The sequence below is a fragment of the Ectothiorhodospiraceae bacterium 2226 genome (assembly GCA_013348725.1).
Taxonomy (GTDB): domain Bacteria; phylum Pseudomonadota; class Gammaproteobacteria.
The window spans coordinates 2,725,277-2,747,819 of sequence record CP054689.1; the positions used below are offsets into that span (position 1 = coordinate 2,725,277).

At 67.6% G+C, this 22,543-nt stretch carries 22 protein-coding genes and 1 tRNA gene; 19 read left to right on the forward strand and 4 right to left on the reverse strand.

The window, feature by feature from the left end; genetic code table 11:
* Positions 1–79 precede the first annotated feature (79 nt).
* From mutL to HUS23_13220, 9 genes are all read left to right on the forward strand, one after another.
* On the forward strand, positions 80–1,936 hold the full coding sequence (gene mutL, locus HUS23_13180; GenBank protein ID QKT04695.1) for a DNA mismatch repair endonuclease MutL: 1,857 nt from the start codon (positions 80–82) through the stop codon (positions 1,934–1,936).
* On the forward strand, positions 1,936–2,886 hold the full coding sequence (miaA, locus tag HUS23_13185; GenBank protein ID QKT05089.1) for a tRNA (adenosine(37)-N6)-dimethylallyltransferase MiaA: 951 nt from the start codon (positions 1,936–1,938) through the stop codon (positions 2,884–2,886). The genes mutL and miaA overlap by 1 nt, the downstream gene beginning before the upstream one ends.
* A gap of 156 nt (positions 2,887–3,042) precedes the next feature.
* Entirely contained in the window at positions 3,043–3,288 is a 246-nt protein-coding gene (hfq, locus tag HUS23_13190) for an RNA chaperone Hfq (protein ID QKT04696.1), read from the forward strand.
* Positions 3,289–3,326: 38 nt separating this feature from the next.
* Positions 3,327–4,646, forward strand: a complete 1,320-nt coding sequence (gene hflX / locus HUS23_13195; GenBank protein ID QKT04697.1) for a GTPase HflX — start codon at positions 3,327–3,329, stop codon at positions 4,644–4,646.
* A 94-nt stretch (positions 4,647–4,740) separates the two neighbouring features.
* Positions 4,741–5,892, forward strand: coding sequence for an FtsH protease activity modulator HflK (gene hflK / locus HUS23_13200; GenBank protein QKT04698.1), 1,152 nt, complete (start codon positions 4,741–4,743; stop codon positions 5,890–5,892).
* An 11-nt stretch (positions 5,893–5,903) separates the two neighbouring features.
* A complete protein-coding gene (gene hflC, locus HUS23_13205; protein ID QKT04699.1) occupies positions 5,904–6,788 on the forward strand; it encodes a protease modulator HflC in 885 nt (294 codons plus the stop codon).
* A gap of 85 nt (positions 6,789–6,873) precedes the next feature.
* Positions 6,874–7,065: a DUF2065 domain-containing protein gene (locus HUS23_13210; GenBank protein ID QKT04700.1), complete on the forward strand. Its 192-nt coding sequence runs from the start codon at positions 6,874–6,876 to the stop codon at positions 7,063–7,065.
* Positions 7,066–7,194: 129 nt separating this feature from the next.
* Positions 7,195–8,403 carry an ATP phosphoribosyltransferase regulatory subunit gene (locus HUS23_13215; protein QKT04701.1) on the forward strand — a complete coding sequence of 403 codons (1,209 nt, stop codon included), beginning with the start codon at positions 7,195–7,197 and terminating at the stop codon, positions 8,401–8,403.
* 54 nt (positions 8,404–8,457) lie between these two features.
* Positions 8,458–9,753 carry an adenylosuccinate synthase gene (locus HUS23_13220; GenBank protein ID QKT04702.1) on the forward strand — a complete coding sequence of 432 codons (1,296 nt, stop codon included), beginning with the start codon at positions 8,458–8,460 and terminating at the stop codon, positions 9,751–9,753.
* A 125-nt stretch (positions 9,754–9,878) separates the two neighbouring features.
* On the opposite strand, the gene HUS23_13225 is transcribed toward HUS23_13220, so the two are convergent.
* Positions 9,879–9,965: transfer RNA gene (locus HUS23_13225), tRNA-Leu, on the reverse strand.
* Between the two features lie 148 nt (positions 9,966–10,113).
* On the opposite strand from HUS23_13225, the gene rnr reads away from it, so the two are divergent.
* The 10 genes from rnr to radA all read left to right on the forward strand — a co-directional run bounded on the left by rnr (position 10,114) and on the right by radA (position 19,528).
* Positions 10,114–12,348, forward strand: a complete 2,235-nt coding sequence (rnr, locus tag HUS23_13230; GenBank protein QKT04703.1) for a ribonuclease R — start codon at positions 10,114–10,116, stop codon at positions 12,346–12,348.
* The gene (gene rlmB / locus HUS23_13235) at positions 12,348–13,097 is read left to right on the forward strand and encodes a 23S rRNA (guanosine(2251)-2'-O)-methyltransferase RlmB (protein QKT04704.1); all 750 of its coding nucleotides are present in this window, start codon (positions 12,348–12,350) and stop codon (positions 13,095–13,097) included. The genes rnr and rlmB overlap by 1 nt, the downstream gene beginning before the upstream one ends.
* Before the next feature lie 153 nt (positions 13,098–13,250).
* On the forward strand, positions 13,251–13,610 hold the full coding sequence (gene rpsF, locus HUS23_13240; protein QKT04705.1) for a 30S ribosomal protein S6: 360 nt from the start codon (positions 13,251–13,253) through the stop codon (positions 13,608–13,610).
* 4 nt (positions 13,611–13,614) lie between these two features.
* Positions 13,615–13,941: a primosomal replication protein N gene (priB, locus tag HUS23_13245; protein ID QKT04706.1), complete on the forward strand. Its 327-nt coding sequence runs from the start codon at positions 13,615–13,617 to the stop codon at positions 13,939–13,941.
* Between the two features lie 12 nt (positions 13,942–13,953).
* Positions 13,954–14,181 carry a 30S ribosomal protein S18 gene (gene rpsR, locus HUS23_13250; protein QKT04707.1) on the forward strand — a complete coding sequence of 76 codons (228 nt, stop codon included), beginning with the start codon at positions 13,954–13,956 and terminating at the stop codon, positions 14,179–14,181.
* 16 nt (positions 14,182–14,197) lie between these two features.
* The gene (locus HUS23_13255) at positions 14,198–15,103 is read left to right on the forward strand and encodes a hypothetical protein (GenBank protein QKT04708.1); all 906 of its coding nucleotides are present in this window, start codon (positions 14,198–14,200) and stop codon (positions 15,101–15,103) included.
* A 33-nt stretch (positions 15,104–15,136) separates the two neighbouring features.
* Positions 15,137–15,586: a 50S ribosomal protein L9 gene (gene rplI, locus HUS23_13260; protein ID QKT04709.1), complete on the forward strand. Its 450-nt coding sequence runs from the start codon at positions 15,137–15,139 to the stop codon at positions 15,584–15,586.
* A 79-nt stretch (positions 15,587–15,665) separates the two neighbouring features.
* Positions 15,666–17,069 carry a replicative DNA helicase gene (dnaB, locus tag HUS23_13265; GenBank protein QKT04710.1) on the forward strand — a complete coding sequence of 468 codons (1,404 nt, stop codon included), beginning with the start codon at positions 15,666–15,668 and terminating at the stop codon, positions 17,067–17,069.
* A complete protein-coding gene (alr, locus tag HUS23_13270) occupies positions 17,066–18,163 on the forward strand; it encodes an alanine racemase (GenBank protein QKT04711.1) in 1,098 nt (365 codons plus the stop codon). Before dnaB ends, alr begins: the two co-directional genes overlap by 4 nt.
* Before the next feature lie 6 nt (positions 18,164–18,169).
* On the forward strand, positions 18,170–19,528 hold the full coding sequence (radA, locus tag HUS23_13275) for a DNA repair protein RadA (GenBank protein ID QKT04712.1): 1,359 nt from the start codon (positions 18,170–18,172) through the stop codon (positions 19,526–19,528).
* A 30-nt stretch (positions 19,529–19,558) separates the two neighbouring features.
* On the opposite strand, the gene HUS23_13280 is transcribed toward radA, so the two are convergent.
* The 3 genes from HUS23_13280 to ccsA form a co-directional block, all read right to left on the reverse strand.
* The gene (locus HUS23_13280; GenBank protein ID QKT04713.1) at positions 19,559–20,167 is read right to left on the reverse strand and encodes an FHA domain-containing protein; all 609 of its coding nucleotides are present in this window, start codon (positions 20,165–20,167) and stop codon (positions 19,559–19,561) included.
* Positions 20,168–20,269: 102 nt separating this feature from the next.
* Positions 20,270–21,547 carry an HlyC/CorC family transporter gene (locus HUS23_13285; protein ID QKT04714.1) on the reverse strand — a complete coding sequence of 426 codons (1,278 nt, stop codon included), beginning with the start codon at positions 21,545–21,547 and terminating at the stop codon, positions 20,270–20,272.
* 92 nt (positions 21,548–21,639) lie between these two features.
* Entirely contained in the window at positions 21,640–22,455 is an 816-nt protein-coding gene (gene ccsA / locus HUS23_13290) for a cytochrome c biogenesis protein CcsA (GenBank protein QKT04715.1), read from the reverse strand.
* Positions 22,456–22,543: the final 88 nt, after the last annotated feature.

A 22,543-nucleotide genomic window follows, 5' to 3' on the forward strand; every position in this document is an offset into this window, starting at 1 on the left:
ACTCACCTCCGCCCTCTCAGGACTCCCAAACGCGGTCACCGCTGGCGGCCGCGGGCGCCGCTGCTTTAAGCTGTGCGCCATGACGCAGCTCGCTCGGATCCAACTTCTCCCGGAACAGCTTGCCAACCAGATCGCCGCCGGCGAGGTGGTGGAGCGTCCCGCCTCGGTGCTCAAGGAATTGGTCGAGAACAGCCTGGACGCCGGGGCCGGGCGGGTGGAGGTGGAGGTCGAGCAGGGCGGGATGCGCCTGATCCAGGTGCGTGACGACGGCGGTGGCATCGTGCCCGAGGACCTGCCGCTGGCCTTGGGGCGGCACGCGACCAGCAAGATCCGTTCGCTCGAGGACCTGGAGCGGGTGGCGAGTCTGGGGTTCCGCGGGGAGGCGCTGGCGAGCATCGGCTCGGTGTCCCGGCTCACGCTGACCTCGCGCACGCCCGACACCGAGCAGGCCTGGATGGTCGCCTGCGAGGGGCGTGAGCCGCTGGGCGCGCCGCGTCCGGCCGCGCACCCGCCCGGGACCACGATCGCGGTGCGCGACCTGTTCTTCAACACGCCGGCGCGGCGCAAGTTCCTGCGCACGGAGAAGACCGAGTTCCAGCATTTGCAGGAGGTGCTCAAGCGCATCTCCCTCAGCCGCTTCGATGTCGCCTTCGCCTTGCACCATAACGGACGCCCGGTGCATGTGCTGCGCGCCGCGGGTAGCGGACTGGAGCGCGCGCGGCGCGTGGCGCTGCTGTGCGGCGAGAGCTTCGTCGACCAGGCGTTGGTGCTCGATCTGGAAGGGGCGGGCATGCGCCTGTGGGGCTGGGCGGGCCTGCCGAGCTTCTCGCGCAGCCAGGCGGATCTGCAGTATTTCTACGTCAACGGCCGCATGGTGCGCGACAAGCTGATCAACCACGCGGTGCGCCACGGCTATCGCGACGTGCTCTACCACGGTCGCCACCCCGCGTTCGTGTTGTTTCTGGAACTCGATCCGCGCCTGGTCGATGTGAACGCACACCCCGCCAAGCACGAGGTGCGTTTCCGCGAGTCGCGTCTGGTGCACGACTTCGTCGCGCGCAGCGTGGCGCGGGTACTGGGGGAAGCGCGTGCCGGTGGCACGCACGCGGGGGGCATGGTTGAGGCGGGCGCCGAGCTGACCGCGGCGCCGGCCGAGCCCACGAGTCCCGGTGCCCGATTGAGCGGAGATTCCGCCGTCGCGGCGCAGCGCTATGCGTCCGTGAGCCTGCTGCGCGATAACCGGGCGTTGCCCTTGGCGGAGCCCCTCGCGGCCTATCGGGCACTCGGCGGCGAGCTACCCGTAGAGGCGGCGCCCGCACAAGAGTCCTGCCCGGCGCCCACCGCCACAAGCGCGCCGCCGCTCGGCTACGCCCTGGCGCAGTTGCACGGCATCTACATCCTGGCGCAGAACGCGCACGGCCTGGTGCTGGTGGACATGCACGCGGCGCACGAGCGGGTGGTGTACGAACGGCTGAAAAGCGCGCACGCGGCGCGCGCCGTGCGGGTGCAGCCGCTGCTCGTACCGGTGGCGGTGCACGTGAGCGCGCGCGAGGCGCAAGCGGCGGAGGAGCATGCCGCGGAGCTGGCCGGGTTCGGCCTCACGCTCACGCGCAGCGGTCCCGAGCACATCACCGCCCGCGAGATTCCCGCCCTGCTGGCCGGGGCGGACGTGGAGGCGCTGGTGCGCGACGTGCTGGCCGATTTGGTCGCACACGGCACCAGCGCGCGGGTGCAGTCCTCCCTCGAAGGACTGTTGTCTACCATGGCCTGCCACGGCTCGGTGCGGGCGCACCGGACGCTCACGGTGGCCGAGATGAACGCCCTGCTGCGCGACATGGAGGCCACCGAGCGCAGCGGTCAGTGCAACCATGGCCGCCCCACCTGGGTGCAGCTCGGACTGGGCGAACTCGACCGGCTGTTCCTGCGGGGGCGATGATGGGCCGCGAGCGGGCGATGCTGCCGCCGGCCCTGTTCGTGATGGGGCCGACGGCCTCGGGCAAGAGCGAACTCGCGCTGCGTCTCGCCGAGCACTTGCCCTGCGACATCATCAGCGTGGACTCCGCCTTGGTCTATCGCGGGATGGATATCGGCACCGCCAAGCCCGACGCCGCCACGCTGCGCCGCGTGCCGCACCGCCTGGTGGATATTCTCGACCCCCTGGAGCCATACTCCGCCGCGCGGTTTCGCGACGACGCGCTGCGCGAGATGGCGGCCAGCACCGCCCGTGGGCGCCTGCCGCTGCTGGTGGGCGGCACGATGCTCTACTTTCGCGCCCTGCAGCGGGGCCTGGCCGAGTTGCCCTCGGCCGACCCGGCGGTCCGCGCCGAGATCGAGGCCGAGGCGCGCCGCCGCGGCTGGGCGGCGCTGCACGCGGAGTTGGCGGCGGTGGATCCGCCCGCCGCGGCGCGCATCCACCCCAATGATCCGCAGCGGCTGCAGCGCGCGCTGGAGGTCTACCGGGTGACCGGCCGAGCGATGAGCGAACTCACCGCGCGCGGAGCGGCGGAACCTTTGCCGTACCGGATACTCAAACTCAGCGTTGCCCCTGCGACCCGCGCGCTGTTGCACGCGCGCATCGCGCAGCGCTTCGAGGAGATGTTGGCTGCCGGACTGTTGGACGAGGTGCGGCGGCTGATGGCACGCGGCGATCTACACCCCGACCTCCCGTCGATGCGGGCGGTCGGTTACCGCCAAGCGTGGCGCCACTTGGCCGGGGAGATTGATTACCCGGAAATGGTCCGTCAGGCGGTGGTCGCCTCCCGTCAGTTGGCCAAGCGTCAGTTCACGTGGCTGCGGGCGGAGTCGGATCGGGTCGAGTTCGATGCGCAGGCGGCGGATCTGACCGCTCGCGCACTGACCGAGGTCCGCGAGCGGTTGGCTCTCTAGAATGGGCGCTGTGCTAAACTGGGAATGGCTCGAATGCGGCCTGGTGCCGTATTGGAGCGGGACGGCCCGCCGAAGGAACGTGTGGGTCGATGCCAGAGGCGCGGCTGAGCCGCGGAACAGTGGCAACAACTATAAATAAAAAAGGAGAGCAGTGACATGAGCAAGGGGCAGGCGCTACAGGATCCTTTTCTGAATACGCTGCGAAAGGAGCGGGTGCCCGTATCGATCTATCTGGTCAACGGCATCAAGCTGCAAGGCCAGATCGATTCCTTCGATCAGTTCGTGGTGTTGTTGAAGAACAGCGTCAGTCAGATGGTTTACAAGCACGCCATTTCCACGGTGGTGCCGGCACGGAACGTAAAGATCCAAACGGGTGCAGACGATCAGCCTCAGAACATTTAAGCGACTCTCGCCGGTCACGGCGAGCGGGAGGGGCGCGGTTGCTCGATAGGCCCCGCAGCGGCGAGCGCGCAGTTCTCGTTCATCCCTCAGGTTCGGCAGCCGATGAAGAGCTGCTGGAGTTCCAGGAACTGATCACCGCCGCCGGCGCAGAGCCGGTGGCGGTGATTACCAGTGCGCGCAAGTTTCCCGACCCCGCGTTTTACGTCGGCTCGGGCAAGGTAGACGAGATCGAGGCGGCTGTGGCGGCGCATGCGGCCGAGGTCGTGGTGGTCAACCATGCCCTGAGCCCGGCCCAGGAGCGCAACCTCGAGCGCCGACTTCGGTGCCGGGTGCTGGATCGCACCGGGTTGATCCTCGACATCTTCGCCCAGCGGGCGCGTAGCCACGAGGGCAAGCTGCAGGTAGAGCTGGCGCAGCTGCAGCATATGGCGAGTCGTCTGGTGCGGGGCTGGACCCACCTCGAGCGACAGAAGGGCGGCATCGGTCTGCGCGGACCGGGTGAGACGCAGCTCGAGACCGACCGGCGCCTCCTCAATCTGCGTATCAAGGCGCTGCAGCGCGAGCTGGCCAAGGTATCCTCGCGGCGCGAACAGGGGCGCCGGTCGCGGCGTCGCGCGGGGCTGCCGGTGGTGTCGCTGGTCGGGTATACCAACGCCGGCAAGTCCACCTTGTTCAACCGTCTCACCGGCGCGGGCGTTTACGCCGCCGATCAACTGTTTGCCACGCTCGATCCGACCCTGCGCCGTTTGGAGTTGCCGGGCGGGGCGACGGTGGTGTTGGCCGATACCGTGGGGTTCATCCGCCACCTGCCGCACGATCTGGTGGCGGCGTTTCGTTCCACGCTGCAGGAGACGCGCGAGGCGGATCTGTTGTTGCACGTGGTCGACGCCTCCGACGACAACCGCGCGGCGTATACCGAACAGGTCAACCGGGTTCTGGCAGAGATCGGCGCGGACGAGGTGCCGCAGATTCTGGTATACAACAAGGTCGACCGCCTGGAGATCGCGCCGCACGCCGAACGCGGCCCCGACGGGCGCCTCGGCCGGGTCTGGGTATCCGCCGTCACCGGCGCCGGTCTCGACGTGCTGGAACAGGCCCTGCGGGAACATTTCGGGCGGGGCGAGGTCCATTACATGCTGAGACTTCCACCCGCCGAAAGCAGTCGGCTCCGCGCCCGCTTGTATGAACTCGGCGCGGTGCTCGGCGAGACAACTGATCCGGACGGTGCCAGCGTATTGGAAGTGCGCCTCGGCGCTGCGGAGTACGAGGCGCTGTGTCGTGACGAGGCCCTGGATCGGTGGGTCCAGGAGCCCGGGCCGGGTTTGGCCGCGCTTGCGGTGGCCACCCAGGGTCCATAGAATCTGCACTCTTTGATTTGCCGGCGCAATGGTCGGCACGTGCTGCGCTCAGAGCTAACGGCGCGGCGCTTTCACCCAGCAATGGAGTATTCCCATGGCGTGGAATGAACCCGGTTCCGGGGGCAAGGATCCCTGGGGCGGCCGTAATAGCGGCAGCAACCAGGGGCCGCCTGATCTCGACGAGATGATCAAGAAACTGCAGTCGCGCGTCTCCGGCATGTTCGGCGGGCGCGGCGGCAGCGGCGGTGGCGGTGGTGCGAGTCCCATGGGGATCGGGCTCATCTTCGTCGTCGCCATTGTCATTTGGGCACTGTCCGGTATCTACATCGTAGACGAAGGTAAGCGCGGCGTGGTGCTGATGTTCGGTGCCTACCACACCACCACGTTGCCTGGGCCGCACTGGCACCCGCGGTTCATTCAGAGCGTCGAGGTCGTCGACATCGAGCAGGTGCGCGGTGTCGAACTGGGCATGCGTGCCGACGAGCGGCTGATGCTCACCCAGGATGAGAACATCGTCGATATTCGCTTCGTGGTGCAGTACCGCGTCAACGATGCGCACAACTACCTGTTCAACGTGCGCGATCCGGACGGAACATTGCGTCAGGCCATGGAGAGCGCGGTCCGTGAGATCGTCGGCAAGAGCACCTTGGACTTCGTCATCACGGGCGGTCGTACTCAGGTGGCGATGCAGACCCACGAACTCATGCAGCAGATCCTGGACAACTATCAGGCGGGCCTGGAGGTCACCAGCGTGAACATGCAGGACGCGCAGCCGCCCGAGCAGGTGCAGGAGGCGTTCGCCGATGCGGTCCGCGCCCGTGAGGACGAGGAACGCTTGAAGAACGAGGCGGAGGCCTACGCAAACGACATCATCCCGCGTGCCCGCGGTCAGGCGGCGCGTATCCTCGAAGAGGCCGATGGCTACCGGGCCCGCATGATCGCCGAGGCCGAGGGTCAGTCTTCGCGCTTCTCGCAGGTGTTGGCCGAGTACCAGCGCGCCCCCGACGTCACGCGCGAGCGCCTTTACATCGAGACCATCGAGTCGGTGTTCTCCAGCACCAACAAAGTACTGGTCGACGTCAAGGGCGCGAATAACATGATGTTCCTACCGCTGGATCGTGTGATGCAGCAGGCCGCGGCGGGCGCGGGCGGCCAAGCCGTGCAGCATCGCGAACCCCAATCGCTGGGACAGCCGGTCGACTCGCGTCAGCAGCGCGACCGCGCGCGTAGCCGGGAGGTGCGCTAATGGGACAGGCTATGAAAACCAGCATCCTGGTGTTGCTGGTGCTCGCCGCGATCGTGGCGTACGGCTCGATGTTCACCGTGGATGAGCGCGAGCGCGCGATCATGTTCCGCCTGGGTGAGATCGTCCGCGAGGACATCGATCCGGGCTTGCACTTCAAGCTCCCGTTCATCAATAACGTGCGCAAGTTCGACGGCCGCATCCTCACCATGGATGCGTTGCCCGAGCGCTACCTCACCGCCGAGTTGAAGAACGTGCGCGTGGATGCGTTCGTGAAGTGGCGCATCAACGATGTAGGCGCCTATTACCGAACCATGGGCGGCGACGAGACGCGGGCCAACATGCGCCTGTCGCAGATCATCAAGGACGGTCTGCGCGGTGAGTTCGGTAAGCGCACCATTCAGGACGTGGTGTCGGGCGAACGCGCGCTGATCATGGACATCATCACCGCGCACGCCAACCGTCAGGCGCGTAACTTCGGGATCGATGTGGTGGACGTGCGGCTCAAGCGGGTCGACCTGCCGGACGACATCAGCGTGTCCATTTATCGTCGTATGGAGGCCGAGCGTACGCGTGTGGCCAACGAGCTCCGCTCGCGTGGTGCCGAGGCGGCCGAGCGCATTCGCGCCGATGCGGATCGTCAACGCACCATCCTGGTCGCGGAGGCGCAGCGAGACGCCGAGCGCATCCGCGGTGAGGGCGATGCCCGCGCGGCCGCGATCTTCGCCGAGGCCTTCTCGGAGGACGCGGAGTTCTTCTCGCTCTACCGCAGCCTGGCAGCCTATCGCGCGACGTTCAACAGCCAGAACGACGTGCTCGTGCTGGAACCGGATTCCGAGTTCTTCAAGTACTTCACCGGTAGCATGCCCGGCGCAAGGGGCTCCGCGCGGGCCAACTGAGGTGTGCGGCGGCACGTGGGCGGCGAGTATCGCGCCCGCGCGCCGCCGCGGCATCACCGGCGCGCGCGCAATCGGAGAAGGGCATATGTGGCAAGAACTACTCATCGCGCTTGCGCTGCTGTTGGTGTTGGAAGGGGTGATGCCGTTTCTGAGCCCGGCGGGCTTTCGGCGTACCCTTATGCAAATGGCGAGTATTCCCGAATCGGCGCTGCGCTGGGCCGGTCTCGCCAGCATGCTGTTGGGGGCCTTCTTGATCTACGCCTTGCGCGGCGCCTGAGCTCGGCCGCGGCCACCCTGGCCGCGGGCGACACCGTTTACGAAATCCCGTACAATCGCGCCCCATGCGGCGCTTAGCACACATCCCAGCCAATCCTTCCCGACCTCCGCGCACGGAGGGCGTGTTCCTATGAGCGCGTATCTGCCCCCCGATCAGGACCGCTGGGTGCTGCCCGCCGGCATCGAAGAGGTGTTGCCCCCGCAGGCGGCACAGCTCGAGCAGGCGCGCCGGCAGCTGCTGGACCTGTACGCGAGTTGGGGGTATGAGTTGGTCATGCCGCCGCTGATCGAGTATCTCGATTCGCTGCTTACCGGCACGGGCAACGACCTCGACCTGCAGACCTTCAAGCTCATCGATCAGCTGTCCGGGCGACTGATGGGCGTGCGCGCGGACATGACGCCGCAGGTGGCGCGGATCGACGTACACCACCTCAAGCGCGAGGCCCCGACGCGGCTGTGTTATCTCGGCACGGTCCTACTCGCGCGCCCCGACGGCTTTGCGGGATCGCGCAGTCCGCTACAGGTCGGGGGGGAGTTGTACGGACACGCCGGACCGGAGAGCGACGCGGAGGTCTTGTGTCTGATGATCGAGACCCTCCGCGCGGTGGGCATCGCGCAGCCGCACGTGGATGTGGGGCACGTAGGTATCTACCGCGCTCTGGCGCAGCAGGCGGGGCTCGATCCGCTCGCCGAGGCTCGTTTGTTCGACGCCCTGCAGCGCAAGGCGCTGCCGGAGTTGGAGGCGGACCTGGCCGAACGCGGGCTGGATGCTTCGCTTTCTGCGATGCTGCGCGCCCTGCCGCAGTTGAACGGGGGGCGCGAGGTGCTGGCCGAGGCCCGCGCGGCACTGCGCGCAGCGGGGCCGGCGGTGCAGGTGGCCCTGGACAACCTCGAAGCGATCGATGCCTTGGTGCGCGCCCAGCAGCCCGAAGTGCCGCTGCACTTCGACCTGGCTGAGTTGCGCGGCTACCACTATCACACCGGCGCGGTGTTTGCGGCTTTCGTACCCGGCGTCGGCCAGGCGGTGGCGCAGGGCGGGCGCTATGACGACATTGGCAAGGTGTTTGGCCGGGCGCGCCCCGCCACCGGGTTTAGTGCGGACCTCAAGACACTGCTGCAGGCGGCGCCCCCCGCGCCTGCGGCGGCGCGCGGTATCTTCGTGCCGGCCTCCGATGCCGCCGGGTTGCGCGCGCGGGTGCAGGCGCTGCGTGCCCAGGGGGAGCGGGTAGTCATGGGGCTACCGGGGCAACGCGGCGAACCGGGCGAACTGGGCTGCGACCGGCGCCTGGTGCAGGTAGGCGACGATTGGCAGGTCGTGCCGCTCGACAGCGGCCGCTGAGCGCGCCGCGGCGCGCATGGACACAACCACATGACCCTTCAAGCGGATGGAGCGATGGGCAAGAACGTAGTCGTGATCGGGACCCAGTGGGGCGACGAGGGCAAGGGCAAGATCGTCGATTTGCTCACCGACCGCGTCGGCGCGGTGGTGCGCTTCCAGGGCGGACACAATGCGGGCCACACGCTGGTTATCGACGGCAACAAGACGGTGTTGCACCTCATTCCGTCCGGCATTCTGCGCGAGGGCGTGCAGTGCCTGATCGGCAACGGCGTGGTGCTCTCGCCGCAGGCTCTGCTGGAGGAACTGGAGGGCCTGGAGCAAAAAGGGGTTCCGGCCCGGGAGCGGCTGCGCATCAGCGAGGCCTGCCCGCTCATCCTGCCGTACCACGTGGCGCTCGATCATGCGCGCGAGCGCGCGCGCGGCAGCGCCGCCATCGGCACGACCGGGCGTGGGATCGGACCCGCCTACGAGGACAAGGTCGCGCGCCGCGCCTTGCGGGTGGGCGACCTGTTCCACCGCGAGCGCTTCGCGGCCAAGCTCGGCGAGGTACTGGACTACCACAACTTCGTGCTGCAGCACTACTTCAAGGCCGACACGTTCGATTTCCAGCAGGTGCTGGATGAGACGATGGCCCTGGCCGAACAGATCACGCCGCTGGTGGATGACGTGCCCGAATTGCTCTATCAGCACCAGCAGCGCGGCGCGAGTCTGCTGTTCGAGGGCGCACAGGGCGCTCTGCTCGATATCGATCACGGCACCTACCCGTTCGTGACGTCCTCTAACACCACCGCCGGCGGGGCGGCCACCGGCAGCGGGGTGGGGCCGGCCACGCTGGATTATGTGCTCGGTATCACCAAGGCCTACACCACCCGCGTGGGTTCCGGCCCGTTTCCCACCGAGCTGATGGACGCGATGGGCGAGCATTTGGCCGCGCGCGGCCATGAGTTCGGCTCCACCACCGGGCGGGCCCGTCGCTGCGGCTGGTTCGACGCCGTGGCGCTGCGTCGTTCGGTGCAGATCAACAGCGTGACCGGCTTGTGCATCACCAAGCTGGACGTGCTCGACGGGCTGGATACGCTGCGCTTATGTATCGGGTATCGCTGTGACGGCGAAGTGCGCGAGACGCCGCCGGTCGGGGCGGACGCTTACGCCCAATGCGAGCCGGTCTACGAGGATATGCCGGGTTGGACGGAGTCCACCGTGGGCGTGCGCGAGTACGAGGCACTGCCGGCGGCGGCGCGCGCCTACCTAGCCCGCATCGAAGCGGTGTGCGGCGTGCCGATCGATATCGTCTCCACAGGGCCCGATCGGGCCGAGACGATCGTTCGGCGCGACCCGTTCGAGAGCTAAGGAAGCTCTGAACTCTTCACAGCTTCCTGCGGCACAGGGATGTGCCGGCGCGCGCCGGCCGGGGGCGGCGGCGCGGGGGACTGAAACGAAAACAGCCCGCACGAAGCGGGCTGTTTGTCTTGAAGTGGTGCCGAGGAGAGGACTTGAACCTCCACGGAGTTTCCCCCACTAGCACCTGAAGCTAGCGCGTCTACCAATTTCGCCACCTCGGCTTTTCTCGCGGCGTGGCCGCAAGAGGTGCGCACTTTACCGCCGCCCCCCGCGCATGTCAACGCTTGCGGCCGAACTGGGCGCGACGTTTGTGAGCATTTAAACTGATTGATTTGGGAGCCGGCAGGCAGCCGGCCAACGAGGGATACGATGTCCAAGAAACGCCCCAAGCACGACCCCTACGCCGAGCGCGAGGCGGCCAAGTACGAACACCCCATCCCCAGCCGCGAATACATCATGCGCCTGCTGGAGGAGACCGGGGTGCCGATGACCCTCACGCAGGTGGCCGAGTCGGCTGATCTACACGAGGAGCGCGATCTCGAGGCGCTGCGGCGGCGGCTGCGCGCCATGGAGCGCGACGGGCAGCTGATTCGCAATCGGCGCGGCGGCTACGGCCTGATCAGCAAGATGGACCTGGTGCGCGGCTCGGTGGTGGGGCATCCCGACGGCTTCGGTTTTCTGGTGCCCGAAGACGGCTCCCACGACCTGTTCCTGTCGGCGCGCGAGATGCAGGGTGTGCTGCACGGCGACCGCGTGGTGGCGCGCGTCAGCGGCTTGGACCGGCGCGGGCGCCGCGAGGGCACCGTGGTGGAGGTGCTGGAACGCAACACCCAGCAGGTGGTCGGCCGCTTGGTGCTGGAGGCCGGCATCGGCTTCGTAAAGCCGGACAACAAGCGGTTGACGCAGGACATTCTGGTGCCGCCGGATCTGCGCTACAGCGCGACGCAGGGTCAGATCGTGGTGGTGGACCTGGTGGAGCAACCCTCGCGCCACCGCCAGGCGATCGGCCGGGTGGTGGAGATCCTGGGTGAGCAGATGGCGCCGGGCATGGAGATCGACATTGCGATCCGCGCCCATGGCTTACGCCAGGAGTGGTCGCCCATGGTGGAGGCCGAGATCCAGGACCTGGCGCCCGACGTGCCGGAGGTGGCCAAGGAGGGGCGGGTGGATCTGCGCGATCTGCCGCTGGTGACCATCGACGGCGAGGACTCGCGCGACTTCGACGATGCCGTGTTTGCCGAGCCGGTGGACGGCGGCTGGCGCCTGGTGGTGGCGATCGCCGACGTGGCGCATTACGTGCAGCCGGGCACCGCGCTGGACGCCGAGGCCCGCGAACGCGGTAACTCGGTGTACTTCCCCAACCACGTCATTCCCATGCTGCCCGAGGTGTTGTCCAACGGTCTGTGCTCGCTCAATCCGCAGGTCGATCGGCTGTGCATGGTGTGCGATATGCGTATCGGTGCGCGCGGCGATCTGAAGTCGTGGGAGTTCTATGAGGGCGTGATGCGCTCCCACGCGCGCCTCACCTATACGGAAGTGGGTGCGATGCTGTTCCAGGGAGACGAGGCCGAGCGCCAGCGCTATGGGTCTCTGCTGCCTCATTTGGACGCCCTGCAGGGGGTCTACCGGGCGCTGCGCGGGGCGCGGCGGCGCCGCGGCGCCATCGACTTCGAGACCGACGAGACGCGCATCGTGTTCGGGCCCGAGCGCAAGATCGAGACCATCGTACGGGTCGAGCGCAACGAGGCCTACATGCTCATCGAGGAGTGCATGTTGGCGGCCAACGTGAGCACGGCGCATTTCCTCATGAAGCAGGAGATGCCGACGCTGTACCGCGTGCACGGCGGCCCCAAGGCGGAGAAACTGGCCGACCTGCGCGGTTTCCTCGGAGAGTTCGGCCTGCAGCTGGGCGGGGGCGACGAGCCGCGCGCCAAGCACTATGCCGCGCTGCTGGAGCAGGTGCTCGAGCGGCCCGACGCCCGGCTCATCCAGACCGTGATGCTGCGCAGTCTCGCGCAGGCCGTGTATTCGCCCGACAACATCGGCCACTTCGGCTTGGCATACGACGCGTACGCCCACTTCACCTCGCCGATTCGCCGCTATCCCGATCTGCTGGTGCACCGCGCCATTCGGCACGTGCTGCAGCGCGGTCGGCCGCATACCTTCCGCTACGGACACACCGACATGGAGTCGTTCGGCGAGCACTGCTCGCGCACCGAACGCCGCGCCGACGAGGCCACTCGCGATGCGACCGATTGGCTGAAGTGCGAATACATGATGGACAAGGTGGGCGAGGAGTTTGACGGCATCATCACGGGCGTCACCGGATTCGGGGTGTTCGTGCAGCTCAAAGAGGTGTTCGTCGAAGGGCTGGTCCATGTCACCGGTCTCAGCAACGATTATTACCACTTCGATGCCGCCAAGCACCGCCTGGTGGGCGAGCGCACGAATAAGGTCTACCGGCTCTCGGACCCGCTGCGCGTGAAGCTGGCGCGGGTCGATCTGGAGGATCGCAAGATCGATTTCGAGCTGGTGGCGGACGAGGCCGATGTGCCGGCGCGCCGCCGGCGCCGCCGCGGGATGCGGCCCCTGCGCAAGCGTTGATGGCACGCGACACGGTTGTGGTGTACGGCCTGCACAGCGTGCGGGCGGCGCTGGAGTCGGCCCCGGAGCAGCTCGCCGAGGTGCTGCTGGATCGCGGCCGCGACGACCGGCGCCTGCAGGAGCTCGCCGCGCTGTGCGCCACCTACGGCGTGCCCGTGCAACGGGTGCCGGCGGCGCGGCTCGACGCGCTGGCCGAAGGGGCTCGCCACCAGGGTGTGGTGGCGAGCCAGCGGGGCGGTGGGGCGCTGACCGAGGATGAGCTCGAAGGCCTGCTGGACGCGCTGGACGGACCGCCGTTGCTGTTGGTGCTAGACGGGGTGCAGGACCCGCACAACCTCGGGGCCTGCCTGCGCACTGCGGACGCCGTCGGCGCCCACGCCGTCATCGCGCCGCGCGATCGCGCCTGCGGGCTCACGCCGGTGGTGCGCAAGGTGGCCAGCGGGGCGGCCGAGAGTGTGCCGTTCGTGCAGGTGACCAACCTCGCGCGCACCCTGCGGGCCCTGGCCGCGCGCGGCATCTGGATCGTCGGCGCCGCGGGCGAGGCCGACGCATCCCTGTTCCAGGCCGATCTGCGCGGTCCGCTCGCGCTGGTGCTGGGGGCCGAGGGCGCTGGGCTGCGCCGCCTCACGCGCGAGCACTGCGATCTGTTGATTCGTATCCCCATGGCGGGGCGGGTGGAAAGCCTCAATGTCTCGGTCGCGGCGGGGGTCTGTCTGTTCGAGGCGGCGCGCCAGCGCACGGCGCCCTGAACGCATTGTTCCAACTCGCTTCCTCTGTTACACTCCGCCGCTTTAGCTCGGCGGGGGCTCGTTGGCTATAGCCCGCCACTCCTTGCTTCACCTCGGTTGCCGGGCCCGTTCCGGGACTCGAGGGAGGCTGGTCATCCATCCATGGGGAGCAACATGCGACACTACGAAATCGTTTTCCTGGTTCATCCCGACCAGAGCGAGCAGGTGCCCGCGATGATCGAGCGCTACCGCGCGACCATCGAAGGGGCCGAGGGCAAGATCCATCGCCTCGAAGATTGGGGCCGCCGCCAGCTCGCCTATCCCATCAATAAAGTGCACAAGGCGCACTACGTGCTCATGAACATTGAGTGCGACCTCGAGACGCTGCGCGAACTCGAAAGCGCCTTCCGGTTCAACGACGCCGTGATCCGCAACCTGGTGATCGCGCGCAACGAGGCGGTGACCGAAGCCTCGCCGCTGGCGAAGAACCGCGAGGAACGCGAGGAACGCGAGGAAACGCGCGACCGCGCCTAGCGGCGTGGACAACCGCGTGACGATTGCCGGGCGGGTGGTCGGTACACCGCAACTGCGTTATTCGCCGGCCGGCGTGCCGATCACGCGTTTCGTCCTACGTCATCACTCGCAGCGCGCGCACGAAGGCGGGCTGCGGGAGGTGGGCTGCGAGTTGGAGGTGGTGGCCAGCGGCGCGCTCGCGAAGCAGGCGCAGGCACTTGGCGAGGGGGCTTTGGTCCGCGCCAGCGGCTATCTCGCCCGCGCCAGTTACCGCACCAGCGCACGTTTTCTCGTACTGCACGCTGAACATTTGGAGAGCGGGGACAGCGTCCCCGTCGCACCTGACTCTTAGGGAGACATAACCATGGCACGCTTTTTTCGTCGTCGTAAGTACTGCCGCTTTACCGCCGAGGGCGTCAAGGAGATCGATTACAAGGATCTCGCCACGCTCAAGGCCAATGTGACCGAAACCGGCAAGATCGTACCGAGCCGTATCACGGGCACCAGCGCCAAGTACCAGCGGCAGCTGGCAGCCGCCGTGAAGCGCGCGCGCTTCCTGGCGCTGCTGCCCTACACCGACGGTCACAGCTAAGCACTCGGAAGCTCGCATGCAGGCGCTGGCCAGCTACATCATGCGCGGCCGCGTGCCGGCCGCGCTGGTGACGGTCGGCGGCGCGCTATTGGCGATGCTGTTCATGCCGCTCAGTGCCCCCTTTTTATGGGTGAGCGGGGCGGCCGTCGGCTTGGTGGCGTTGCGCCACGGGGCCCACGAGGCGCTGTTGGTCACCGTGATCGCCACGGCCGTGGCCGGCGCCATCGCCTGGCCGTTGACGGGCGGGCCGCAGCTCGCTATTGCCTTGGCTCTGGCGGTGTGGCTGCCGGTGTGGTTGGCGGCGCTGGTGCTTTATCAGACGGTGTCGTTGCCGAGCGCGCTGCAGATGGCGGCGCTGGTGGCGGCCTTGTTCGTGGCCGCTGTGCACCTGCTGGTGCCGGACCCGGCCGCGTGGTGGTCTGAGGTGCTGCACAACCTTCAGGGGCAACTCGGCGAGGACGCGGCGCCCCTGTTCGAGCATGCGGACGAGGCGGCGCGGCTGATGACCGGCATGCTGGCCGCGGTAATGCTGATCAACATCGGCGCATCGCTGTTGCTGGCGCGCTGGTGGCAGGCGCGGCTGTATAACCCCGGCGGGTTTCGGGAGGAGTTCCACGGCCTGCGCCTCGGTCAGCCGATGGCGCTGCTCGGCCTCGGCCTGATCGCGGTCGGCGCGCTGATGCCGGGTTGGTTGGGCAGCTTCGCGCTCGACCTGCTGTGGGTGCTGGGGCTGCTGTTTTTGGTGCAGGGCGTGGCGGTGGTGCACGGCCTGGCCGGCGCGCGGGGCTTGCACGTCGGTTGGCTGGTGGGCCTGTATGCGGTGTTGCTGTTTACCTTCCCGATGGGGGCGGTGGTGCTGGCGCTGCTGGGCGTCGGCGATACCTGGTTGAATCTTCGCGCGCTCGTCGCAAGCAAGGCGTAGCGCGGGTGTGGGGCTTTAGAGAGGTGTGACGCGATGGATGTAATTCTGCTGGAGAAAGTGCAAAATCTGGGGAACCTGGGGGACCGGGTGAAAGTGCGTTCCGGGTACGGACGCAACTTCCTGCTGCCTAAAGGCAAGGCCGTAGCGGCAACGCCGGACAACATCGCCAAGTTCGAGGAGCGTCGCGCCGAACTCGAAAAGGCGCTGGCCGAGGCGGTTGCCGCCGCCGAGGGTCGCGCGGCGAAGCTCGAGGGGCTCAGCGTGACCATCAAGCACCGCGCGGGCGACGAGGGTCGTCTGTTCGGCACCGTCAGCCCCGCCGAGATTGCCGAGGCGATCACGCAGGCAAGCGGGGAGGAGATCTCCCGTAAGGAGATCGACATGGGCGGTCAGTCGCTGCGCGAGGTCGGCGAGTACGACGTGCGCGTTATGCTGCACGCCGACGTCGCGCCCGCGGTGAAGGTCGTCATCGAGGCCGAGTAAGGCCCACGCTTCCCCCGGCACAACGAAGGATGATCCGAGGTGGGCGCGCTCGCGCCCACCGACTTCTTGGGGGAAGCTCATGCAGGAGTTGGATTACCCAGCCGCGCCGCCGGACGAAGCGACCGAGGCGCTGCGGGTTCCGCCTCATTCCGTGGAAGCCGAGCAATCCGTGCTCGGTGGACTCATGCTCGACAACGGCGCCTGGGACCAAGTCGCCGATATTCTGATCGCGGAGGATTTCTACCGCCGCGACCACCGCCTGGTGTTCGGTGCCATCGGCGCCTTGTGCGAGCAAGGGCATCCGGTCGACGTGGTGACGGTCTCGGAGTGGCTGGAGAAGCACGGCGACCTCGACCCGGCCGGCGGCCTGGCGTATCTCGGCGCGTTAGCCAAGAACACCCCCAGCGCCGCCAACATCAAGGCCTACGCGCAGATCGTGCGCGAGCGCTCCATCCTGCGTCAGCTCATCTCGGTCGCCAACGAGATCGGCAACAGCGCGTTCAATCCCGAAGGCCGTACCAGTGCCGAACTGCTCGATAAGGCGGAGCAGGCGGTGTTCCAGATTGCGGAGAAGGGCGCCCGCGGCCGGGCCGGCTTCGTCGGCATCAAGGATCTCCTGGTCGGCGCGGTCGACCGCATCGACCGCCTGTTCCAGCAGGACAGCCCCTACACCGGCGCGCCCACCGGCTATACCGACTTCGACGAGATGACCTCGGGTCTACAGAACTCCGACCTCGTCATCGTCGCCGGGCGTCCGTCGATGGGTAAGACCACCTTCGCGATGAACGTCGCGGAGAACGTGGCCATCAAGCACCAGCTCCCGGTGGCCGTTTTCAGTATGGAGATGCCGGGCGAGCAGCTGGCCATGCGTCTGATGTCGTCCCTCGGGCGCATCGACCAGCACCGCGTGCGCACCGGCAAACTCGACGACGACGATTGGCCCCGGTTGACCTCGGCGGTCGGCATCCTGGCCGAGGCGCCCTTGTTCATCGATGACACGCCCGCGCTCTCGCCCACCGACCTGCGCGCCCGCGCCCGCCGACTCAAGCGCGAGCACGGCCTTGGGTTGATCGTCATCGACTACATCCAGCTCATGCAGGGTTCGGGCAGCGGCCGCAGCGAGAACCGCGCCACCGAAATCTCGGAGATCTCGCGCGGTTTGAAGGGCCTCGCCAAGGAGCTGGAAGTACCCGTGATCGCGCTCTCGCAGCTCAACCGCAGCCTCGAGCAGCGGCCCAACAAGCGGCCGGTGATGTCCGACCTGCGCGAATCGGGCGCCATCGAACAGGACGCCGACGTGATCGTGTTCATCTATCGCGATGAGGTCTACAACGAGGACAGCCCCGATAAGGGCACCGCGGAGATCATCATCGCGAAGCAGCGTAACGGCCCCATCGGCACGGCGCGCCTGACCTTCCTCGGACAGTACACGCGCTTCGAGAACTTCACCCGCGACAGCTACGACGATGGAGGCTACGCGTGAGGCCGCCGGTCCATGCGCGCATCGATCTCGGTGCATTGGCGCATAACCTTGCGCTCGCGAGAACGGCCGCGCGGGGGGCCAAGATAATGGCCATCATCAAGGCCGACGCCTACGGGCACGGCCTGGTCACCGTGGCGCGGGCGCTGGATGCCGACGCGCTCGGCGTGGCGCGTCTGGACGAGGCGCTCGCCCTGCGCGAGGCGGGTGTCACGCGGCGCATTGCGGTGCTGGAGGGCTACACGCGGCGGGACGAACTGGAACTCCTTGCGCGTCATCGCCTGGAGCCGGTGGTGCACCAAGAGGGGCAGATCGCGCTCCTGGAGGAGGCCGAGGGGGTGCGGCTGCCTGCCGTGTGGCTGAAGGTCGACACCGGGATGCATCGCTTGGGTTTTCCGCCGGAGAGGGCCCGCGCGGCTTGGGCGCGTCTGGACGCGCTGCGCCCGCGCCTCGGCGGGATCGTGCTCATGAGCCACCTGGCGCGCGCGGATGACCGGGCGGACGAGACCACCGCGGCGCAGCTGGCTCGCTTCGACGAGGCCGTCGGCGGCCTGCCCGGCGAGCGCGCCATCGCCAACTCGGGCGGCCTGTTGGGTTGGCCGGAGGCGCGCAGCGACTGGGCACGCCCGGGCATCATGCTCTACGGCGTCAGCCCGTTCCACGACCAGCACGCGAGCGAGCTGGGCCTGCGTCCGGTGATGACGCTGTGTTCGCGCGTCATTGCGGTGCAGTCCTGCAAAGCCGGCGAGAGCGTCGGCTACGGCGGCTCCTACACCTGCCCCACGGACATGACCATCGGTGTGGTGGCCATTGGCTACGGCGACGGTTATCCCCGTCAAGCCCCGAACGGCACGCCGGTGCTCGTCAACGGTCGCCGTGCCGTGTTGGTGGGCCGCGTGTCGATGGACATGATCATGGTCGACCTGCGCGGCCACCCGCCGGTGCAACCGGGCGATCCGGTGGTGCTGTGGGGCGAGGGGTTGGCGGTCGAGGAGGTCGCCCGCCACGCCGGGACCATTCCCTACGACTTGCTGTGCGGCGTGAGTCGGCGTGTGCCGCGGGTCGTCGCGGCGCCGCATGCGCGCGTGGTCGCGTAGCGGCCCATGGCACGCAGCAAGCTTCAGTACGCCTGTAACGCCTGCGGTGCGCTCTCGCCCAAATGGGCAGGCCAGTGTGCCGAGTGCGGGGCCTGGAACGCCCTGACCGAGGCGCTGGCGCCCGCCGCGCCCGCGCGCAGCACCGGTTATGCGGGCGCGGCCGCCGCCGCCCAGGTGCAGTCGCTGGACACGGTGCCCCTGGAGGCGCAGGCGCGGGCCGCCACCGGGCTGGCGGAACTGGATCGCGTGCTGGGCGGCGGTGTGGTGCCGGGCTCGGTGATCCTGATCGGCGGCGATCCGGGCATCGGCAAGTCCACGCTACTCATCCAGACCTTGGCGGCGTTGGCGACGCGGGCGGGCAATCTCTACGTCACCGGTGAGGAGTCGCCGCAGCAGGTCGCACTTCGGGCGCGGCGACTCGGTCTCGACGTCGAGGGCCTGCGCGTGCTGGCCGAGACCTCCGTCGACCGCTTGCTTGCGCTCGCGCGCGGCGAGCGCCCCCAGGTGATGGTGGTCGACTCCATCCAGACGGCGTATGTGGAGGCCCTGCAATCCGCGCCCGGCTCGGTGTCGCAGGTGCGCGAGAGCGCCGCCCAGTTGGTGCGCTATGCCAAGGAGAGCGGCTGCGCGCTGTTCCTGGTCGGGCATGTCACCAAGGAGGGCGCGCTCGCCGGCCCGCGCGTATTGGAGCACATGGTCGACACCGTGCTCTATTTCGAGGGCGAGACCGGCGGGCGCTACCGTGTGCTGCGCGCGATCAAGAACCGCTTCGGCGCGGTGAACGAGCTGGGTGTGTTCGCCATGACCGAGCAGGGCCTGCGCGAGGTGAGCAATCCTTCGGCGATCTTTCTGTCCCGCCATAGCGAGCCCGTTCCCGGTAGCGTCATCATGGTGACCCTCGAGGGCACGCGGCCGCTGCTGGTCGAGGTGCAGGCGCTGGTGGACGACAGCTCACTGTCCAACCCCCGGCGGGTCGCCCTCGGTATGGACCAAAACCGCCTCGCCATGCTGCTGGCCGTACTGCACCGCCACGGCGGGGTGGCCGCGCACGACCAGGACGTCTTCATCAACATGGTGGGCGGCGTGCGCGTGGCCGAGACCGGCGCGGACCTGCCGGTGCTGCTGGCCGTGCTGTCGAGCCTGCGTGGACAGCCGCTACCGCAAGGGCTGGTCGCCTTCGGCGAGGTGGGACTGGCCGGCGAACTGCGGCCGGTGGCCAACGGTCAGGAGCGCCTGCGGGAGGCGGCCAAGCACGGCTTTACGCGGGCGCTGGTCCCCAAGGCCAATGCGCCGCGCCGCGGCGGGGTGGAAGGGCTGGAGGTGATACCGCTGGAGCGCCTGGCCGACGCCTTGGCGTGGCTATAAGGCGAGGGGGGCGGACTGCTACCGGCCGGCTCAGCTTTGCAGGTAGAACTGCATTTTGACGTTGCCGATCTGGATCACGTCCTGATCGTCCAGCCGGCGAATGCGGTCGCCGAGCGGGGCGCCTTGCACCAATACGCTTTGCGGCCCTTCGAGGTGCGACAGGAAAAAGCCGCCGTTACGGCGCGCGATCACCGCGGTCTGCACGCCCTTCTTGCCGATGTTGGTGAGCGCGCGGTTGAGGCTGATGGTCTTGCCCACGTTGTGGCCGTTCATAATTTGCAGCCAAGCCGCGCTGGGGGCATTGACCTCGAAGGACCGACCGACGTCCTCGTCCGCTGCACTCTGCTGCGCACCGCTCAGATAGGTGAGGGTGTGCTTGCCCACGCGCACCACGTCGCCATCGGCCAGCGCGGTAGCGGCGGCGATCGGTTCATGGTTCACGAACGTGCCGTCCCCCTGCCCCAGGTCCTCAAGCGTGGTCTCGCGACCGCGCGTGCACAAGCGCGCGTGCCGCGGCGCAACTGCGAGGCTGTCGATACGAATGGCGCACTCTGGATCGCTGCCGATCAGGTTCTCGCCTTCTTCCAGGGGGTAACTCTTGATGACCGTCCCCTTGAAGGACAGCGTGATCGTCGCCACGGAAATTCCTCCACCGCTGATTCGGGCCGATTATAACGCGGCGGGTCCTGGCCCACACAAGCACGGGCCGGCAGATATGCGAGAAACCGCCGGCTCGATGCTTCAATGCATCGGTTGTCGCTTGCGCAGTCCGGGGCGGATACGCACGGTGCGCACCGCGTTCGCGCTGGTCTGCACGACCTCGATCGGGTAGCCGGCCAGCAGCAGACTGGTGCCGGGTTCGGGAATGGTTTCCAGGTACTCGATGATCAGTCCGTTGAGCGTCTTCGGGCCGTCCGTGGGGATCTGCCACTGCATGATGCGGTTCAGGTCGCGCACCGAGACGCTGCAGTCGACCAGGTAGGAGCCGTCGTCCTGCGGGTGGATATCCTTGATCCGGTCCGCGGGATCGGTGGTGAACTCCCCGACGATCTCCTCGAGGATGTCTTCCAGGGTGACCAGGCCCTGGATGTCGCCGTACTCGTCGACCACCAGACCGATGCGGCGGCGCTGGCGTTGGAAGTTCAGCAGTTGTACGTGGAGCGGGGTGCCCTCGGGGACGAAGTAGGGCTCCCCGAGGCTCTTGATGAAGTCGGCCTTGTCCGGATCCGGCCCGGTGAGCAGGCGGAGCACGTTGCGCACGTGCACCATGCCGATCACTTGGTCGATACTGCCGCGGAACACCGGCAGGCGTGTGTGCTGGCTGGTGGATAGCTGGTGCAGAATGTCCTTCCAGTCGTCCTCGATGTTGATCCCGACCACCTCGTTGCGCGGCACCATGATGTCGTCCACCGTGGCTTTTTCGAGGTCCAGGATGCTGAGCAGCATCTGTTGGTGGCGGCGCGAGATCTGCGCGCCCGCTTCGTTGACCACGGTACGCAGTTCCTCGGAGCTCAAGTGGCGGTTCACGTCATGCTCGGGCGAGACGCCGAGCAGGCGTAGCAGGCTGTTGGCGATCAGGTTGACGACCCAGACGAACGGGTAGAGCACCCGCAATAGCGGGCCGAGCACGTAAGAGGCGGGGAAGGCGAGCCGCTCGGGATGTAGCGCCGCAAGGGTCTTCGGCGTGACCTCCGCGAACAGGAGGATGACGAGCGTGAGCAGGCCGGTGGCGATGGCGATGCCGGCCTCGCCCCACAGTCGCAGCGCCACCACGGTGGCGATGGCGGAGGCCAGGATGTTGACGAAGTTGTTGCCGAGCAGGATCACGCCGATCAGGCGATCGGGACGCTCCAGCAGCCGCTGCGCCCGCATCGCACCGGGGTTGCGTCCGTGCGCGAGGTGGCGCAGTCGGTAGCGGTTGAGAGTCATCAGCGCCGTTTCGGAGCCGGAGAAAAACGCGGACAGGATGATCAGAAAGGCCAGGGCGCCCAGGAGCACCCCTATGGGAATGTCGCTCAATTCCTCGCCCTTTGGTTACCGAGTCAGCCGTAGTTTACCGGCTGCGCCGCGCGGGCGCGGCGCGCCGGTGTCGCCACCCCGGCGGGCGAGGTTCATGCCGCACCCCGGCGCAGGATCAGTTCCAGTACCAATTTGCTGCCGAAGTAGGCCAGCATCAGCACCGCAAAACCGCTCAGCGTCCAGCGGATCGCCGTGCGCCCCCGCCAGCCGAAGCGCCAGCGGCCGAACAGCAGTATGCCGAAAACCGTCCAAGCCGTGATCGACAGCACGGTCTTGTGAACCAGGTGCTGAGCGAAAATGTCTTCTAGGAAGAGGAAGCCGCTCGCCAGCGCCAGGCTGAGCAGGAAGAATCCCAGCGCGATCAATTGAAACAGCAGCTGCTCCATGGTCTGCAAGGGCGGCAGCGCGCGCACGTAGCCGCCCGGGCGCTTGGTGCGCAGATGGCGCTCCTGTGCAGCGAGCAGCAGGGCCTGTACCGCCGCCAAGCCGAGCAGGCTGTAGGCGAGGAAGGACACCAGGATATGGAGCTCCAGGGCCGGGCCGTGGCCGCCGATGCGAATCCCGGCCTCGGGAAACAGCAGCTTGAGCATTACCGCGGCGGCCGCGAATGGAAAGATGACGATACCCAGGCTCTCGACGGGTCGCACGGCGGCGGTCAGCACCAGCAGTAGGGAGATCAGCCAAGCGGTCAGGGACAGGACGTTGAAAAAGCCGAGCCAGACACCCTCGGGCGTGAACACCGATTGCTGCAGGGCGACCGCGTGCAGCACCAGGGCGAGCGCGCCCAGCCCCAGGCCAATGCGGCGGTAAGTGGGGTTGGCACGTACCCCCTGCGCCAGGTTCTGGCCCAGCATCAGAGCCGCGGCCAGGTATGAAGCCAAAGCCAGAATCTGCAAAAACGCTGTCATGTCGCTGTTCTGTGGCGCGGGGGAAATGGCATGATGGCACAACGCGGCAGGACGATGAAGGCCTGCATCTAACAGGATGGTTGATGAG